The 16,792-nt window shown below is 69.9% G+C and carries 12 protein-coding genes, 1 tRNA gene and 1 pseudogene; 10 read left to right on the top strand and 4 right to left on the bottom strand.

Features of this window, described 5'->3' with window-relative positions; all coding sequences use genetic code 11:
* The first annotated feature begins 197 nt into the window (after positions 1-197).
* Both orn and G3I40_RS24045 read left to right on the top strand, forming a co-directional pair.
* On the top strand, positions 198-800 hold the full coding sequence (gene orn / locus G3I40_RS24050) for an oligoribonuclease (protein WP_164304193.1): 603 nt from the start codon (positions 198-200) through the stop codon (positions 798-800).
* Positions 801-911: 111 nt separating this feature from the next.
* Positions 912-984 (top strand) — tRNA-His (locus tag G3I40_RS24045).
* Positions 985-1,040: 56 nt separating this feature from the next.
* Here G3I40_RS24045 and G3I40_RS24040 read toward each other — a convergent pair.
* Complete coding sequence (locus G3I40_RS24040) at positions 1,041-2,096, bottom strand: LacI family DNA-binding transcriptional regulator (RefSeq protein ID WP_164304192.1); 1,056 nt, start codon at positions 2,094-2,096, stop codon at positions 1,041-1,043.
* Between the two features lie 269 nt (positions 2,097-2,365).
* Here G3I40_RS24040 and G3I40_RS24035 point away from each other — a divergent pair, with 269 nt between their 5' ends.
* The 7 genes from G3I40_RS24035 to G3I40_RS24005 all read left to right on the top strand — a co-directional run bounded on the left by G3I40_RS24035 (position 2,366) and on the right by G3I40_RS24005 (position 12,450).
* Positions 2,366-3,700, top strand: coding sequence for an ABC transporter substrate-binding protein (locus G3I40_RS24035; RefSeq protein ID WP_164304191.1), 1,335 nt, complete (start codon positions 2,366-2,368; stop codon positions 3,698-3,700).
* Positions 3,697-4,731 carry a sugar ABC transporter permease gene (locus tag G3I40_RS24030; protein WP_164304190.1) on the top strand — a complete coding sequence of 345 codons (1,035 nt, stop codon included), beginning with the start codon at positions 3,697-3,699 and terminating at the stop codon, positions 4,729-4,731. The genes G3I40_RS24035 and G3I40_RS24030 overlap by 4 nt, the downstream gene beginning before the upstream one ends.
* Positions 4,728-5,633, top strand: a complete 906-nt coding sequence (locus tag G3I40_RS24025) for a carbohydrate ABC transporter permease (RefSeq protein WP_164304189.1) — start codon at positions 4,728-4,730, stop codon at positions 5,631-5,633. The genes G3I40_RS24030 and G3I40_RS24025 overlap by 4 nt, the downstream gene beginning before the upstream one ends.
* Positions 5,634-5,794: 161 nt before the next feature.
* The gene (locus G3I40_RS24020) at positions 5,795-7,264 is read left to right on the top strand and encodes a GH1 family beta-glucosidase (protein ID WP_164304188.1); all 1,470 of its coding nucleotides are present in this window, start codon (positions 5,795-5,797) and stop codon (positions 7,262-7,264) included.
* Positions 7,265-7,375: 111 nt separating this feature from the next.
* On the top strand, positions 7,376-9,052 hold the full coding sequence (gene aspT / locus G3I40_RS24015; protein ID WP_164304187.1) for an aspartate-alanine antiporter: 1,677 nt from the start codon (positions 7,376-7,378) through the stop codon (positions 9,050-9,052).
* A 13-nt stretch (positions 9,053-9,065) separates the two neighbouring features.
* Positions 9,066-10,769 (top strand): aspartate-alanine antiporter, encoded by a 1,704-nt coding sequence (gene aspT, locus G3I40_RS24010; RefSeq protein ID WP_164304186.1) that lies wholly within the window; start codon positions 9,066-9,068, stop codon positions 10,767-10,769.
* A 31-nt stretch (positions 10,770-10,800) separates the two neighbouring features.
* Positions 10,801-12,450 carry a bifunctional aspartate transaminase/aspartate 4-decarboxylase gene (locus G3I40_RS24005; protein WP_164304185.1) on the top strand — a complete coding sequence of 550 codons (1,650 nt, stop codon included), beginning with the start codon at positions 10,801-10,803 and terminating at the stop codon, positions 12,448-12,450.
* 175 nt (positions 12,451-12,625) lie between these two features.
* On the opposite strand, the gene G3I40_RS24000 is transcribed toward G3I40_RS24005, so the two are convergent.
* From G3I40_RS24000 to G3I40_RS23990, 3 genes are all read right to left on the bottom strand, one after another.
* The gene (locus G3I40_RS24000) at positions 12,626-14,131 is read right to left on the bottom strand and encodes a cellulose binding domain-containing protein (protein WP_164304184.1); all 1,506 of its coding nucleotides are present in this window, start codon (positions 14,129-14,131) and stop codon (positions 12,626-12,628) included.
* A 127-nt stretch (positions 14,132-14,258) separates the two neighbouring features.
* Entirely contained in the window at positions 14,259-15,668 is a 1,410-nt protein-coding gene (locus G3I40_RS23995; protein WP_164304183.1) for a HAMP domain-containing sensor histidine kinase, read from the bottom strand.
* Complete coding sequence (locus G3I40_RS23990) at positions 15,665-16,369, bottom strand: response regulator transcription factor (RefSeq protein WP_164304182.1); 705 nt, start codon at positions 16,367-16,369, stop codon at positions 15,665-15,667. The genes G3I40_RS23995 and G3I40_RS23990 overlap by 4 nt, the downstream gene beginning before the upstream one ends.
* A 160-nt stretch (positions 16,370-16,529) precedes the next feature.
* Here G3I40_RS23990 and G3I40_RS23985 point away from each other — a divergent pair.
* Positions 16,530-16,792 (top strand): annotated as a pseudogene (locus G3I40_RS23985) (hypothetical protein); the annotation flags it as partial.

Genomic DNA, 16,792 nt, shown 5'->3' with positions numbered 1-16,792 from the left:
CGCGAGCGCGCTCGGTGTGCCCGCGGCCTCGGCGCAGACGGGACCGGCCGGCCCGACAGGCCACGCGGAGGGCGCCAAACCGACGTCCGACGCGTTCGCCCCGCACCGGGGGTAGGGCCTGCCCGGTGCCGTCACCGGATCAGGAGCTGACGCCCGTCGTCTGCCAGTGGGAAGGTCCGACCCGTAGGGTTGGTCGCATGAACGATCGCATGGTGTGGATCGACTGCGAGATGACCGGACTCTCGCTGGCGAACGACGCGCTCATCGAGGTGGCCGCACTGGTCACCGATTCGGAGCTGAACGTACTCGGCGACGGTGTGGACATCGTGATCCGCCCGCCGGACGAGGCCCTGGAGCAGATGCCCGAGGTGGTGCGCACCATGCACACCGCCTCGGGTCTCCTCGACGAGCTGGCGGGCGGCACGACGCTCGCGGACGCCGAGGAGCAGGTCCTGGCTTACGTACGTGAGCACGTCAAGGATGCGGGCAAGGCCCCGCTGTGCGGGAACTCGGTCGGCACCGACCGCGGTTTCCTGCTGCGTGACATGGCGACGCTGGAGGAGTTCCTCCACTACCGGATCGTCGATGTGTCCTCGGTCAAGGAACTGGCCCGGCGCTGGTACCCGAGGGCGTACTTCAACAGTCCGGAGAAGAACGGCAACCACCGGGCGCTCGCCGACATCCGCGAGTCCATCGCGGAGCTGCGCTACTACCGCGAGGCGATCTTCGTCCCGCAGCCCGGGCCCGACTCGGAGACCGCGAAGACGATCGCGGCAAAGCACGTCCTGCCTGCGCAGTAGCCCGTCCCCCGTCCGCTCGTACAGGGTCCGTTAAAGCGGTGCGCGAGCACCCCTGCGGACCCTGTACACTTTTTCTCGGCCGGTCGGAAGAACGACAAACGACCGGACATGGTGGGTGTAGCTCAGTTGGTAGAGCACCTGGTTGTGGTCCAGGTGGCCGCGGGTTCAAGTCCCGTCACTCACCCTGAATGACCGAAGGCCCCGGTTCGCGAGAACCGGGGCCTTCGGCGTTGCCGGGGGTCACGAGGAGGCCCGTACCACCAGCTCCGTGGGCAGCACCAGATGACGCTCGGCGCCACGGCGCACCGAGGAGCGCTTGCCGTCGGCGGCGAGCGCGATCTCGTCCAGGAGCAGCTCCGTCATCGCCCGGCCCATGTCGCGGGTGGGCTGGCGCACGCTGGTCAGGCCCGGCTCCATGTGGCGGGCGATCACCGAGTCGTCGAAGCCGACCAGGGCCACGTCGTCGGGGATGCGCCGGCCCGCCTCGCGCAGCACCTGGCGGGCGCCGGAGGCCATCAGGTCGGAGCAGGCGAAGACCGCGTCGAGGCCGGGGCTGCGCTCCAGGAGGTCGGCCATGCAGGCGCGGCCGCCCTCCTCCGTGAAGTCCCCGTACGCCACCAGCTTCTCGTCGTACGCGATGCCGTCCCCGGCCAGCTGGTCCTCGTACCCGGCGAGGCGGCGCTGGGCCCCGTACACGTCCAGCGGGCCCGCGATGATCGCGACGGAGCGGCGCCCGCGGGAGGTCAGGTGGCCGACGGCGGAGCGGGCGCCCGCGTAGTTGTCGGTGTCGACCGAGGGCAGCGGCTCGTCGGCGGAGCGGGGGCCGCTGATCACCGTCGGGATGTCCATCTGCAGGAGGCGGTCCGCGAGGGGGTCGTCGGCGTGCACGGAGACGAGGAGGACGCCGTCGACGCGGTGGGCCGCGAGGTAGGACGCGAGGCGGTCCTGCTCGCGCTCGCCGCGGGCGAAGGTGAGCAGCAGCTGGAGGTTGCTCTCGGCGAGGGCGAGGCCGACGCCGCCGACCATGCCCGAGAAGTACGGCTCCGAGAAGAACCGGGACTCGGCTTCCGGGACCACGACGGCTATGGAGTCCGTGCGGTTGGCCGCGAGAGCACGGGCCGCGGTGTTCGGGACGTAGCCGAGCTCCGCCACGGCCTCCTCGACCGCGGCCCTGGTGCGGTCGCTGACCCGCGGCGATCCGTTGATCACGCGCGAGACCGTCCCGCGGCCGACGCCGGCCCGGGCCGCGACCTCCTCAAGGGTCGGACGCCTGCCGTGAGTGCCGCGAGCCGCCATAGCTCCTACCTCCCCAAGTCTCACGCGGAATCTAACAGCCCGATAACCGCACCAACTTGCCGATGCCCGGTGTCTTGACACCCCTGAGCCGAAGGACGACCCTTCAACACATCACACATGGGAGCGCTCCCACCCTAGGGGACGCGTACAGAAGCCGCACCTTCCCCGACTGAGCCGTATGTGAACCGACGGGCACCGCAAGGCAGTTGGCCGGGATCGGCACGTGAGAGCACTTGAGTACCTGAGCACTTGAGCATTTGGAGGACGCAATGCGCACGACTGCCCGTACGTCCCGACGCGTGATGACCTTCGCGGTCGTCGCCGCCCTGGCCACAGGGCTGCTTGCCGGATGCGCCAGCGACGACGACAGCGGCGGCGGTTCCGACGGGGGGTCGAGCGGCGGCGCCGGAGGCGGCGGCAAGACGACCCTGACGGTCGGCACCTTCGGCACCTTCGGTTACAAGCAGGCCGGGCTGTACGACGAGTACATGAAGCTGCACCCGGACATCACGATCAAGGAGAACGTCACCACCCGGACCGACGTCTACTGGCCCAAGACGCTCACCCGCCTGCAGGCCGGTTCCGGCACGGACGACGTCCAGGCGATCGAGATCGGCAACATCACCGAGGCCGTGCAGACGCAGGCCGACAAGTTCGTGGACCTGGGCAAGGAAGTCGACAAGTCCAAGTGGCTGGACTTCAAGAACGACCAGGCCACCGCCAAGGACGGCAAGCTGATAGCGCTGGGCACGGACATCGGCCCGATGGCCATGTGCTACCGCAAGGACCTGTTCAAGAAGGCCGGCCTGCCGACCGGGCGCGACGAGCTGGCCAAGCTGTGGAAGGGCGACTGGAACAAGTACGTCGACCTCGGCAAGCAGTACATGAAGAAGGCGCCCAGCGGCACCAAGTTCGTGGACTCGGCCGCCTCCGTCTACAACGCGGTGGTCGCCGGTTCGACGACGCAGTACTACGACAAGGACGGCAACGTCGTCTGGGACAAGTCGAAGGGCGTCAAGGACGCCTGGGACGCGGCCATGCAGGTGGCCACCACCAACATGTCGGCGAAGCTCAAGCAGTTCGACAAGCCGTGGGACCAGGGCTACGCGAACGGCACCTTCGCCACGGTGGCCTGCCCGCCGTGGATGATCGGCTACATCCAGGAGAAGGCAGGCACCGCCGGCAAGGGCAACTGGGACGTGGCGCCCGCGCCCGTAGCGGGCAACTGGGGCGGCTCCTTCCTCGGCGTCCCGAAGGCCGGCAAGCACCAGAAGGAAGCCATCGCCCTCGCCAAGTGGCTGACCGACCCCGCGCAGCAGGACAAGGTCTTCGCCAAGCAGGCCAGCTTCCCCTCGCGCAGTGACGCGTACGGCGACCTGAAGGTGTCGCCGGCGACCACCGCCTACTTCTCGAACGCGCCGATGACCCAGATCTTCACCGACGCGGCGAAGAACATCCCGACGGCGTACCACGGCGTGAAGGACCAGCCGATCCTCACCGCGATCACGGACACCGGCATCCTCCAGGTCGAGCAGAAGGGCAAGACGCCCGCGCAGGGCTGGGACGCCGCCACCAAGGAGGTCAAGGACGTGCTCGGCCAGTGACCGGCTCCGAACAGGCTCTCGCGCGGACCGCGGCGAGCGCCGACGCCGAGCCCGGCTCCCCGAAGGGGGAGCCGGGCTCGGCCCGGGGCGCTCGGGGTCGCGGTACGGCGCCGGACGCGTCCTCGTGGCGCAGCCGGCTGTACCGCTGGGACATGAAGGCGTCGCCGTACGCGTTCATCGCCCCCTTCTTCATCATCTTCGGCGCCTTCTCGCTGGTGCCGCTGCTCTACACCGCCTGGTACTCGCTGCACCACGTGCAGCTGGCGTCCCTGGACAGCCAGACCTGGGCGGGCCTGGACAACTACACGAACCTCTTCCAGTCGGACTTCTTCTGGAACGCCCTGAAGAACACGTTCTCCATCGGCGTCCTGTCGACGGTGCCGCAGCTGATCGTGGCGATCTGGCTCGCGCACATGCTCAACTACCGGCTGCGCGGCTCGGTCGTGTGGCGCGTCATCATGCTCACCCCGTACGCGACCTCGGTGGCGGCGGCGACGCTCGTGTTCGTCCTGCTGTTCTCGCCCGACAACGGAATGATCAACTGGGCGCTCCACCTGGTCGGCATCGACCCCGTCAACTGGCGTGAGTCCGACTGGGGTTCGCAGTTCGCGGTCTCCTCGATCGTGATCTGGCGGTGGACCGGTTACAACGCGCTGATCTACCTCGCCGCGATGCAGGCGATCCCCGCCGACCTGTACGAGTCGGCGGCCCTGGACGGGGCGAGCCGGTGGCAGCAGTTCCGGCACGTGACCGTTCCGATGCTGCGCCCGACGATCCTGTTCACCGTCGTCGTCTCCACCATCGGCGCGACCCAGCTCTTCGGCGAACCACTGCTGTTCGGCGGGGTCAGCGGCACCAAGGGCGGTTCCGAGCACCAGTACCAGACGCTCGGCCTCTACATGTACGACCAGGGCTGGATCGTCGGCAACCTCGGCAAGGCGTCCGCGATCGCCTGGTCGATGTTCCTGATCCTGTTGGTCATCGCCGCGATCAATCTGCTGGTCACCCGACGGCTGAGGAAGTCCCAATGACCACCATCACCGACGCGACACCTCCTCAGGTCGCGCAGAGCGACGCCGAGCCGAAGGGCCGCCGCCGGATCCTCGGCGCGGGCAAGCAGCTGCACGCCGGGCCGCTGACGTACGTGCTGCTGGCCGTGTTCGCCGTGATCTCGCTCGCACCGCTGCTGTGGACCGCGATCGCGGCCTCGCGCACCAACACCCGGCTCGCACAGACGCCGCCGCCCTTCTGGTTCGGCGGCAATCTGTTCAAGAACCTGGAGACGGCCTGGAACCAGGCCGGCATGGGCACCGCGATGTGGAACACGATCCTCGTCGCGGGCTGCATCACCGTCGGCACCGTGCTGTTCTCCACGCTCGCCGGGTTCGCCTTCGCCAAGCTGCGGTTCCGGTTCTCGACCGTGCTGCTCCTGATGACCATCGGCACGATGATGGTCCCGCCCCAACTGGCCGTCGTCCCGCTGTACTTGTGGATGTCGGACCTCGGGTGGGCCAACCAGCTGCAGACGGTCATCCTGCCGACCCTGGTCAGCGCCTTCGGTACGTTCTTCATGCGGCAGTACCTCGTGCAGGCGCTGCCCACCGAGCTGATCGAGGCGGCGCGCGTCGACGGCGCGAGCAGCCTGCGGGTCGTCTGGCACGTCGTCTTCCCCGCGGCGCGCCCCGCGATGGCCGTGCTCGGACTGCTCACCTTCGTCATGGCCTGGAACGACTTCCTGTGGCCGATCATCGCCCTCAACGGAGAGAACCCGACGGTCCAGGTCGCCCTGAACCAGCTGGGGACCGGCTTCATCCCCGACGATTCGGTGATCATGGCCGGCGCGCTGCTCGGCACGCTGCCCCTGCTCATCGCCTTCCTCCTCTTCGGCAAGCAGATCGTGGGCGGAATCATGCAGGGGGCGGTCAAGGGTTAGGGCCCGTCCGGCGGATCTCGTCGCGGACGCGGGGGTCCGCCACGCCGGCCCGCGGCGTGCCGGACCCCGCACACCGGCACCGCCCCGCGCCCGACCCTCCGCCTCACCTCACCCCCGCTCCATCAACTCGCCCCCCTCACCACGCCCTTGGGAGCGCTCCTATGACCACCACGGACAACACCGGTGCCACGAGCACCACGACCACCACGGCCCCCGCCCCGCGGACGGACATCCGCTTCCCCTCCGGGTTCCTCTGGGGCTCGGCCACCGCGGCGTACCAGATCGAGGGCGCCGCGCGGGAGGACGGGCGGACACCGTCGATCTGGGACACCTTCAGCCACACCCCGGGGAAGGTGGCGAACGGCGACACCGGGGACGTCGCCGTGGACCACTACCACCGGTGGCGTGACGACGTGCGCCTCATGGCGGACCTGGGCCTGACCGCGTACCGCTTCTCCGTGGCGTGGCCGCGCGTGCAGCCCACCGGGCGCGGGCCCGCCGTGCAGCGCGGGCTCGACTTCTACCGGGGCCTCGTCGACGAGCTGCTCGCGCACGGGATCAAGCCCATGGTGACCCTCTACCACTGGGACCTGCCCCAGGAGTTGGAGGGCGCGGGCGGCTGGCCCGAGCGGGACACCGCGTACCGGTTCGCGGAGTACGCCGCTCTGGTCGGCGAGGCGCTCGGGGACCGCGTCGAGAGCTGGGTGACTCTCAACGAGCCCTGGTGCAGCGCCTTCCTGGGGTACGGCTCGGGGGTGCACGCCCCGGGCCGCACCGATCCGGCGGCCGCGCTGCGCGCCGCGCACCACCTGAACCTGGGCCACGGGCTCGCCACCCAGGCGCTGCGCGCCACGCTCCCGGCCCGCGCGGGCATCGGCATCAGCCTCAACCCGAGCGTGGTGCGGGCGCTCACCGACGCTCCCGACGACCTGGACGCCCGGCGCCGGATCGACGCGCTCGCGAATCGCGTCTTCACCGGGCCGCTGCTCCAGGGCGCCTACCCCGCGGACCTGATCGCCGACACCGCGCGGGTGACGGACTGGTCCTTCGTGCAGGACGGGGACACCGCCTCCATCCACCACCCCCTCGACTTCCTCGGTCTGAACTACTACACGCCCGCCGTCGTCTCCGGCCCGCGCGGCGTGCAGGACGGACCCAGGCTCGACGGGCACGGCGCCAGCGCCCACTCCCCCTGGCCGGGCTCCGACGACGTCGTCTTCCATCACGCGCCCGGGGAACGCACCGCGATGAACTGGCCGGTGGATCCGACCGGCCTCACGGACCTTCTCCTTGATTACACCGCTCAGGCCCCCGGGGTTCCGCTCTACGTGACGGAGAACGGGGCGGCCTACGAGGACACCGTCGACGCGCAGGGCCAGGTCCACGACCCCGAGCGCATCCGCTACCTCCACGCCCACCTCGCCGCCGTCCACGAGGCCGTCCGCCAGGGCGCCGACGTCCGCGGGTACTTCCTGTGGTCGCTGCTGGACAATTTCGAATGGGCGTACGGGTACGGCAAGCGGTTCGGCGCCGTCTACGTCGACTACGCGACGCAGGCCCGCATCCCGAAGTCGAGTGCCGCCTGGTACTCCCAGGTCGCCAGGACCGGGGGGCTGCCCAGCGCCGGATAGCCCGCCGCGCACCGGGTCCCGTGGCCGGTACGTCGCGTGGCGAGGCGACGTACCGGCCCTTATTTTTCGCCTATGCCCCATATCGCCGTTTTCGAGATGCACTGAGTCGCCATGGGCGTACTCAAGGACCACCCCGAACTCGTCCTGTTCGTGAGCCTCGCGCTCGGCTACCTCGTCGGGAAGCTGCGTGTGGGGCCGCTGACGCTGGGCGGTATCTGCGGGACGCTGATCGTCTCGCTGCTCCTGGGCGCCTGGACCAAGGCCCAGGTCTCCAACGACGTGAAGACGGTGTTCTTCGCGCTGTTCATCTTCGCCCTCGGCTACATGGCGGGGCCGCAGTTCTTCCGCAACCTCAACAAGAAGAGCCTGCGCTTCTTCGTGCTGTGCGGCATCGAGCTCGTCTGCGTCGTCGGCATCGCCCTCGGCATCGCCAAGTGGTTCGACCTGGACGTCGGCACGGCCTCCGGCATCCTGGCCGGCGCCGCCACCGAGTCCGCGGTCGTCGGCACGGCCACCGAGTCCATCGGCAAGCTGAGCGACCTGACCGCCGCGCAGATCACCGAGTACCAGGGCAACGTCGCCACCGCGTACACGGTCTGCTACCTGTTCGGCCTGATCACGATCGTGCTGTACTCCAGCCAGATCATGCCGATGCTGCTGCGCGTCAACCTGCGCGACGCCTCCCGCGAGCTGTGGGAGCGCACCCGCAGCAAGGGCAGCCTGGAGTCCGACGAGCGGGCCGCGCTGCCGGGCATGGTGGGCCGCACCTACCTGGTGACCACCGCCGACGGCCGTACGGTCGGCGACCTCCAGTCCGGCCTGGAGGAGCGGGTCACCATCGAGTCCGTCAAGCGCGGCAGCAAGATCCTCACGGTCACGCCCGAGCTCGCGCTCACCCTGTCCGACCTGGTGCTCCTGGTCGGGCGGCGGGCGAACGTCATCGAGGCGGGCCGGCTCATCGGCCCCGAGACGCCGGGCGTGCCGGGCCTCGACTCGCCGCTGGCCTCGCGCCAGGTCTCGGTCACCGACAAGGCCCTCGACGGCAGGACCATCGACGACCTGCAGAAGGCGAACCCCGAGTTCTACAAGGACGGCGTCTACGTCACCGACATCAACCGCGGCGACACCGACCTGCCCGCCAACGGCGACACGGTGCTGCACCGCGGCGACGTCCTGACCCTGGTCGGCGCCCGCTCGGGCCTGAACAAGCTGGTCGCGAAGATCGGCTCGGTCGTCAAGAACGACGCCACCGACTTCGTCTATCTCGGGCTCGGCATCGCCGCCGGTTCGCTGCTCGGCCAGGTCGTCGTGAAGTTCGGCGACGTCCCGATGTCGCTCGGCACCGGCGGCGGCTGTCTGATCTCCGGCCTGCTCTTCGGCTGGTTCCGCTCGCGCTCGCAGACCTTCGGCGCGTTCCCGCCGCAGGCCGCCTCCACCATCAAGGACATGGGCCTGGCGGTCTTCATCGCCTGTACGGGCCTGGTGTCGGGGCCGCAGGCCTGGCCGCTGATCAAGGAGTACGGGGCGCTGCTGCCGTTCGCCGGGATCGCGATGGTGCTGGTGCCCGCGACGCTGTCGCTGGTCGTCGGCCGCAAGCTGCTCAAGATCGAGCCGCCGCTGCTGATCGGCGCCATCGCCGGGCAGCAGTGCTCGACGCCCGCGATCACCGCCGTCACCCAGGTGGCGCAGTCATCGGTGCCGATGCTCGGCTACACGATCACGTACGCCCTGTCGAACTTCCTGCTCCCGCTGACCGGCCCCGTGCTCGTCGGCATTCTCGGCAACTGAGGAGCGCCCGGAAATGATCGATTTCCTCAACCGCAACATCTTCCAGCCCCACCCCGAGCTGCTGGTCTTCATCACCGTCGCCTTCGGCTTCCTGGCCGGGAAGATCCGCTACAAGGCGATCGCGCTCGGCGCCGTCACCGGCTGCCTGGTGGTGGGGCTGCTGTTCGGCGCCCAGTTCAAGGTCACGATCGACGGGACCGTGAAGAACCTGTTCTTCACGATGTTCCTGTTCGCCCTCGGCTACAAGGTCGGCCCGCAGTTCTTCCGCGGCCTGAAGAAGGACGGCCTGCCGCAGGTCGTCAACGCGATCGTCGTCTGCGTCACCGGCCTGCTGGTGTGCTGGGGCTTCGCGGCCCTCCTCGGTTACGGGCCCGGGCTCAGCGCCGGTCTGCTCGGCGGGGCGCTCACCCAGTCCGCCGTGATCGGTGTCGCGCAGGACGCCATCGGCAACCTGCCGGGCCTGTCCGACGCGCAGGTCAAGAGCGAGGAGAACCTCGTCGCCGTCGGGTACGCGGTCTGCTATCCGCTCGGCACGATCCTGTGCGCGATGCTGCTCGCGAACATCCTGCCGAAGCTGTACCGCCGCAACCTCGCGGCCGAATCCGCCGCCCTGGCCAAGGAGTTGGACGCTCCGGACAACGACCCCGACCTGCACGAGGGCTACTACGAGGTCGTGCTCCGCGCCTTCACCATCCAGCGCCCGGACATCGTGGGCCGCACCATCGAGGACTTCGAGCAGCAGCAACAGCAGCTCGGGCACCGGATCTACCTCACGCGGGTGCGCCGCGACGGGGAGATCCTCGACCACGACCAGCAGACGGTGCTGCGCGAGGGCGACGTCGTGGCGCTGAGCGCGCTGCGCGGCTCCCTCGTCGACTTCGACGCCCGCACCCACATCGGTGCCGAGACCGACGACGTCGAACTGCTCGGCTACCAGACGGAGACGCTGCACGTCGTGGTCTCCGAGAAGGCCCAACTCGGCAAGACCGTGGCGGAGTTGCGGCGCGAGCCGTTCATGGTCGGTGTCTACGTCGACAAGATCTACCGCTCCGGCGCCGAGTTCCCCTACCGCCTCTCCACGAAGGTCGAGCGCGGCGACACCCTCGTCCTGACCGGCCCCAAGCGGCTGGTGGACCCGGCGGGCAAGGCGATCGGCAAGCCGGTCCCCACCTCGTTCGCCACCGACATGATCTGGGTCGGCCTCGGCATCTTCCTCGGCGGCTGCATCGGCATCCCGGCGCTGACCGCGGGCGGCGTCCCGATCTCGCTGTCCACCTCGGGCGGCGCGCTGATCATGGGTCTGGTCTTCGGCTGGATCCGCGGCAAGTACCCGACGTTCGGCAACGTGCCGCCGGGCGCCCAGTGGTTCATGGACACGCTCGGCCTGTGTCTGTTCGTCGCCGTCGTCGGCATCAACGCGGGGCCGAGCTTCACCTCGGGCCTGTCCACGGCGGGCTGGGGTCTGCTGCTCTTCGGCGCGGTGGCCACGGTCATCCCGCTGCTCGTCGGCTTCCTCGTCGGCCACTACATCCAGAAGATCCGCTTCCCGATCCTGATGGGCGTGCTGGCGGGCGGCCAGACCACGACGGCCGCGATCGGCGCGATCAACGAGTCGTCCAGATCGCAGGTGCCGACGCTCGGCTACACCATCCCGTACGCCATCAGCAACGTACTGCTGACCATCTGGGGCGCCGTGATCGTCCTGCTCCACCACTGACCCGCAGCGTTCAAGGACGTAAGGAAAGACCATGCCGAAGACGAGTCTCACCCGCCAGCAGATCCAGCAGTACGCCCAGCTGTCCCCCTTCGAGCTGAAGAACGTCTTCATCGACCTGGCCAAGGAGGCGCAGGCCGACCAGCCGGGGCAGAAGGACAAGTCGAGCGTCCAGATGCTCAACGCCGGCCGCGGCAATCCGAACTGGACGGCGACCGGGCCCCGCGAGGCGTTCTACGCGCTCGGCTACTTCGCGCTGGAGGAGTCGCGCCGCGTGTGGACGGCCGACAACCTGGGCGGCATGCCGGAACAGGAGGGCTCCTACGAGCGCTTCGACACCTTCGTGCGGCGCCACCCCGACCTGCCGGGCATCGAGCTGCTCGCCCAGTGCGTCCAGAAGGGCATCCAGCGCTTCGGGTTCGACAAGGACGCGTTCGTCCACGAGCTGACCGACAGCTCGATCGGCGACAACTACCCGGTGCCGGACCGGATCCTGACGCACGTCCAGGAGATCGTCCGGGGCTACGTCGCGGACGAGATGTTCGACAAGAAGCCGCCGGCCGGGGACTTCTCATACTTCGCGACCGAGGGCGGCACGGCCGCCATGTGCTACATCTTCGACTCGCTGATGAAGAACGGCCTGTTGAAGAAGGGCGACAAGATCGCGCTCATGGTGCCGGTCTTCACCCCGTACATCGAGATCCCGGAGCTCGACACGTACGAGTTCGACGTCACGTACGTCCAGGCCAACATGTTCGCCGAGGCGGGCGTGCGCGAGTGGCGCTACCCGGAGGAGGAGGTCGCCAAGCTGGAGGACCCGGAGATCAAGCTGATCTGCCTGGTCAACCCCTCCAACCCGCCGTCCCTGGCGCTGAGTCAGCGGGTCGCCGACCAGCTCAAGACCATCGTCGCGGAGAAGAACCCCCACCTCCTCATCGTCACCGACGACGTGTACGGCACGTTCGTGGAGGGCTTCCGCTCGATCGCCGCCGACCTCCCCCGCAACACGCTCCTCGTCTACTCGTACTCGAAGCACTACGGCTGCACCGGCTGGCGGCTCGGGGTCATCGGCCTGCACGACGACAACGTGATCGACGAGCGGCTCGCGTCGCTGCCGGCGGACGCGAAGGAGCGGCTGAACAAGCGCTACGCGACGCTCACCCTGGAGCCGGAGAAGATCAAGTTCATCGACCGTCTGGTCGCCGACTCCCGTCAGGTCGCGCTCAACCACACGGCGGGCCTGTCCCTGCCCCAGCAGGTCATGCTCTCCCTCTTCTCGCTCTTCGACATGCTGGAGGAGGGCCAGGCCTACAAGCTCCGCATCCGCGCCATCGTGCAGCAGCGCCTCCAACTCCTCCTGGAGGGCGCCCAGATGAAGATCGCCGACGATCCGCACCGGGCCGGGTACTACATCGAGCTGGACCTGATGGCGCAGGCGCAGCTGGAGCACGGCGAGGAGTTCGCGGCCTACCTGGAGCAGAGCTACGAGCCGATCGACCCGCTGTTCCGCCTCGCGCAGCAGACCGGGGTCGTGCTCCTGAACGGCGGCGGCTTCGAGGGACCCCAGTGGTCGGTGCGGGTCTCCCTGGCGAACCTGGACGACCTGGACTACCTGAAGATCGGGCACCACCTGCGGGCGATCTTCAACGACTACGCGGAGGAGTGGCGGGCGTCGAAGGGGTAGTCCCCGGCGTCCTGCCCGGGAGGAACCGGTTCCGGGCAAGGTCCCGGAACCGGCGGCCGGGCCGCAGCGCCCCCGCTCAGGCCCCTGCATGAAGCGAGCCCCGGCCGGGTGGGGGGTGGACCGGCCGGGGCTCGCTCCCCCGTTGCTCAGTGGCTTGTGCGGCGTGCCGCTGTGGCTAGTTGAAGGCCGCGAACGCCTTCTGGAACGCGTTCGCGCCCTGCTCGACGGAGCTGCACGTCGGCTGCGCCGAGTTCGAGGCGCCGCCCTCGCACTGCTTGTCGCGGGTCGCGGACCACATCGAGAGGCCGCCCAGGCCCTTCTCCTTGGCGAAGGACACCAGCTGCGTGGCGTCGTCGACCTTGAAGACCTCGGACGAGACGTCGTTCACGCCGATCATCGGAGTCAGCGCCACCGTCTTCCAGGCGGCCGCGTCGGACAGGCCGAGCGCGGTCTTGATCTGCGCCTGCGTGGCGGTCGCGGCCTGCTCGGCGTAGGTGCCCATGTCGCCGTCGTACGAGGCGCCGTAGTCCATGGCCATGATGTTGACGAGGTCGGTCGAGACGCCGTTCTCCTTGGCGTTCTTGAGGAAGTTCACGCCGTCGGAGGTCAGCCCCTCGGGCATGACCGGCAGCGTGAAGGAGACGTTGAGGTCCGGGTTGTCCTTCTGGAGCGTGGCGATCGCCTTGGCCCGCTTGGTGTTCGCGGCCGTGTCCGGCAGGGCGCCGCCCTCGATGTCGAAGTCGACCTTGGTGAGCTTGAACTGGTCGATGACCTTCTGGTACGCCGCCGCCAGGTCGCCCGCCGAGGAGCAGGCCTGCGCCAGCTCGGTGCCGGAGGCGCCGCCGAAGGAGACCCGGACGTCGCCGCCCGCGGACCTCAAGTCGCCGACCTGCGCGGCGACTTCGTCGCTGCCGAGGTCGGTGACGCCGCCCCACTTCGGGGCGCAGTCGCCGCCGGAGGTGAGGAAGGCGAGGTTGTACTCCTTGACGCCGGTGGCCTTGGCGGAGGCGACCAGGTCGAACTTCGGGTACAGCGACGTGTCGACGTACGGGGCGAAGGCGGCGCCCGCCGCCGCGGAGCCCGAACCGGAGGACCCGGAGGATCCCGAGGACTCCGAGGACGAGGACGCCGAGGGGCTCGCCGGCGTGGTGGCCGACTTCGAGGGGGACGCCGTGGCCGACGTGCTCGCGCTCGGCGACGGCGAGGACGTCGCAGCATCGGTCGGGCGGCCGCTGGGCTCCGGGGTGGCACCGCCGTCGACCGAGCACTTGGCGTCGTTGATGAGACAGCCCGTCGGGTCCGCGTCACCGGAGACGACGAAGCCGACGGTCACCGACTTGCCGGCGGCGACGCCCTGCTTGTCCCAGGAGGAGGGCTTCACGGTGACGTGGTTGCCCGACACGGACGACTCGGCGTTCCACAGCGAGCCGAGCTTGGCGCCGGACGGGAGGTCGAACTCCAGCGTCCAGTCGGACTGGGCCTTGTCCGTGTCGTTCTTGATGACGTACTGGCCGGTGTAGCCGCCGGACCAGCTGCTGGTCTTGGTGAACGCGGCGCCGACCGAGGCCGCCGAGGCGCTGGAGGTGAACAGGAACGCACCGCCGCCCACGACGGCCGCGGCGACGACACCGCCTATCGCCTTGTTCCTGCCGCTGACCCTGCGCCGGTGCGTGCTGCTCATCGCGTGCCTGCCTTAGCTGTGCTGGGGGTGTGGGGTGCCCTTGGGGAGAGGGCGCGTCAGCACGCTAGCGATCCGGAATCCGTCAATTCGGGCAAGCGGGAAGGGGATTGAGGATCTTAGGGTGGGCTTAAGGAAGGGATCGGGAGCGATTAAAGGTCGAGACCAACCCTTTACGTTCCCGGCCGCGATGTCCACGTCCACGGCGCCCCTCGCCGGGCCCCCGGCCGCCCCGCTGGTCGACCTGCACCCAGATCCGCACCTCGGTGCCGCCGAGCACCGACGAGCCGATGCGCACGTCGCCGCCGGTCGACTCGGCGAGCCGGCGCACGATGTCGAGGCCGAGCCCGGTCGAACCGTCGCTGCCCGAGCCCTTGCCGCGCGCCATGGCGGCCTCCGGGTCGAGGATGCCGGGGCCCGCGTCGGAGACGAGCACGATCACGGCGTCCTCGCCGCTGTGCACGTCGACCGCGAAGGCGGTGCCCTCGGGGGTGTGCCGGAAGACGTTGCCGAGGAGCGCGTCGAGCGCGGCCACCAGTTCACCGCGGGCTACGGGGATGCGGACCGGCCGGTCGATCCCGGCGACCCGCACCTTGCGGCCCTCGTCCTCGGCGAGCGCCGACCAGAAGGCCATCCGGTCCCGGATCACCTCGGCGGCGTCGCATCCGGCGCCGGGACCGGCCACGGCGGTCTGCGGCTTGGCGTCGCGCGCCGTGCGGATGATGGTGTCGACCTCGCGCTCCAGCTGCTCGACGGCGACCCGGGTCTGCTCGGCGGCGGGCCCGTCGCCCAGCGAGGCGGCGTTCAGCCGCAGCACGGTCAGCGGCGTGCGCAGCCGGTGCGAGAGGTCGGCGGCCAGCTCCCGTTCGTTGGCCAGCAGCTGTACGACCTGGTCGGCCATGGAGTTGAACGCGACGGCGGCCAGGCGCAGTTCGGTGGGCCCGTCCTCGGGCACGCGGGCGCCGAGCCTGCCCTCCCCCAGCTCGTGCGCGGCGCCGACGAGCCGCTGCGCGGGCTGCACCATGCGCACCCCGAGCCGGTCGGCCACGGCCACCGAGCCGATGACGAGCGCGATGCCGACCCCGGCGAGCACGACCCACGCGGTCGTCACGCCGTTGGTGACCTCGGCCTCGGGGACGTACACCTCGACGACGGCGATCTTGGTGGAGCTCACGGCCATGGGCTGCAGCCAGACGGAGCCGCCGGGTACGTCGACGGTCTTGGCCCGGACGATCCCGTCCAGTTCGTCGGCGCCGACCCGCAGCTTGCCGAGGCGGATCTCCGGGTTCCCGCCGGCGGCCGGGACGTACACGGACATCCGGTCGCCGTCGGCGGTCTGCGCGGTGGCCAGGGCGCGGGCGAGCTGGTCGCGGTCGGTGGTGATGGACAGGGTGGGGCCGATGGCGGCGGCGGTCCGCTCGGCGTTGGAGAACGCCCGGTCGCGCGCCATCTCCTTGATGACGAGCCCGAGCGGAACGGCGAAGGCCACCACCACCATCGCCGTGACGGCCAGGCAGACCTTGACGAGCGCCCACCTCACGGCGCCGCCTCCAGGCGGGGCGGCTCCAGCTTCACGCCGACGCCGCGCAGGGTGTGCAGATAGCGGGGGCGCGCGGCCGTCTCGCCCAGTTTCCGCCGCAGCCACGACAGATGGACGTCGATGGTCTGATCGTCCCCGTAGCTCTGCTGCCACACCTCGGCGAGGAGTTCCTTGCGGGGGACGACGACGCCGGGGCGCCCGGCGAGGAACGCGAGCAGGTCGAACTCGCGGCGGGTCAGATCGAGCTGCGCCCCGTCCAGCTCGGCCTGCCGGCGCAGCGGGTCGATGGCCAGGCCGCCGACGCGCAGCACCCGCGAGGGCGGCTCGGCGGCGGCGCTGCCCCGTGAGCGGCGCAGTACGGCGGCCATCCGGGCGGAGAGGTGCTCGGGCGAGAAGGGCTTGGTCAGGTAGTCGTCGGCGCCGTCGTTCAGGAGCCGGACGATCTCGGCCTCGTCGTCGCGGGCCGTGGCGATGATCACGGGTACGTCGGTGATGCCGCGCAGCATCTTCAGCGCCTCGGCCCCGTCCAGGTCGGGCAGACCGAGGTCGAGGATCACCACGTCGAACCGGATATGAGCGACCTCGCGCAGCGCCTCCAGGGCCGTGCCGACGCTGCGCACGGTGTGCGCGGCGTCGGTCAGGTGCCGGATGAGGGCTGAGCGTACGAACTGGTCGTCCTCGACCACGAGCACACTTGCCATGGGCGGCACCGTACGCCATCCGGTCGTTCGGGGTCCTCCTCCCGGGTGACCTCGGACTCCGTGGGACAGCGGTGGCCCGTGTGGTGCAGTATGGCCCGCGATGCATTCGACGCCACCGCCGCCGCCGACCCCGGACACCGGCCCCAGGAGCCCGCGCCCGGTGCGCCGGGGCCTGGTGCACACGGTGGCCTGGCTGCTGGCGACGCTGGCCGCGGTGACCCTGTCGTGGTGGGGCGTGCACACGGTGATGTCCGGTACGGCGTACGACCCGCCGCGGGCGATGCCGGTGGTCGCGGCCGACGAGTCCGACTCGGCGTCGCCCCTCGCCTCGTCCACGCACCGGCCCGAGGCCTCGCCGTCCAGGACCGGGCCGAAGCCGTCGAGGTCGGCGGAGCCGTCACGTTCGGCGGCGGCGTCGTCCAC

This window comes from Streptomyces sp. SID14478, from assembly GCF_010548525.1.
Taxonomy (GTDB): Bacteria; Actinomycetota; Actinomycetes; order Streptomycetales; family Streptomycetaceae; genus Streptomyces.
Note: the sequence above shows the minus strand (reverse complement) of the source record. Positions and strands in the feature narration are given on the sequence as shown.

Coding starts and splice junctions, on each gene's coding strand:
- G3I40_RS24005 (WP_164304185.1), top strand. CDS start 10,801: ATGCCGAAGACGAGTCTCACCCGCCAGCAGATCCAGCAGTACGCCCAG.
- G3I40_RS24035 (WP_164304191.1), top strand. CDS start 2,366: ATGCGCACGACTGCCCGTACGTCCCGACGCGTGATGACCTTCGCGGTC.
- G3I40_RS24025 (WP_164304189.1), top strand. CDS start 4,728: ATGACCACCATCACCGACGCGACACCTCCTCAGGTCGCGCAGAGCGAC.
- G3I40_RS24040 (WP_164304192.1), bottom strand. CDS start 2,096: ATGGCGGCTCGCGGCACTCACGGCAGGCGTCCGACCCTTGAGGAGGTC.
- G3I40_RS24000 (WP_164304184.1), bottom strand. CDS start 14,131: ATGAGCAGCACGCACCGGCGCAGGGTCAGCGGCAGGAACAAGGCGATA.
- orn (WP_164304193.1), top strand. CDS start 198: ATGAACGATCGCATGGTGTGGATCGACTGCGAGATGACCGGACTCTCG.
- G3I40_RS24020 (WP_164304188.1), top strand. CDS start 5,795: ATGACCACCACGGACAACACCGGTGCCACGAGCACCACGACCACCACG.
- aspT (WP_164304186.1), top strand. CDS start 9,066: ATGATCGATTTCCTCAACCGCAACATCTTCCAGCCCCACCCCGAGCTG.
- G3I40_RS23990 (WP_164304182.1), bottom strand. CDS start 16,369: ATGGCAAGTGTGCTCGTGGTCGAGGACGACCAGTTCGTACGCTCAGCC.
- aspT (WP_164304187.1), top strand. CDS start 7,376: ATGGGCGTACTCAAGGACCACCCCGAACTCGTCCTGTTCGTGAGCCTC.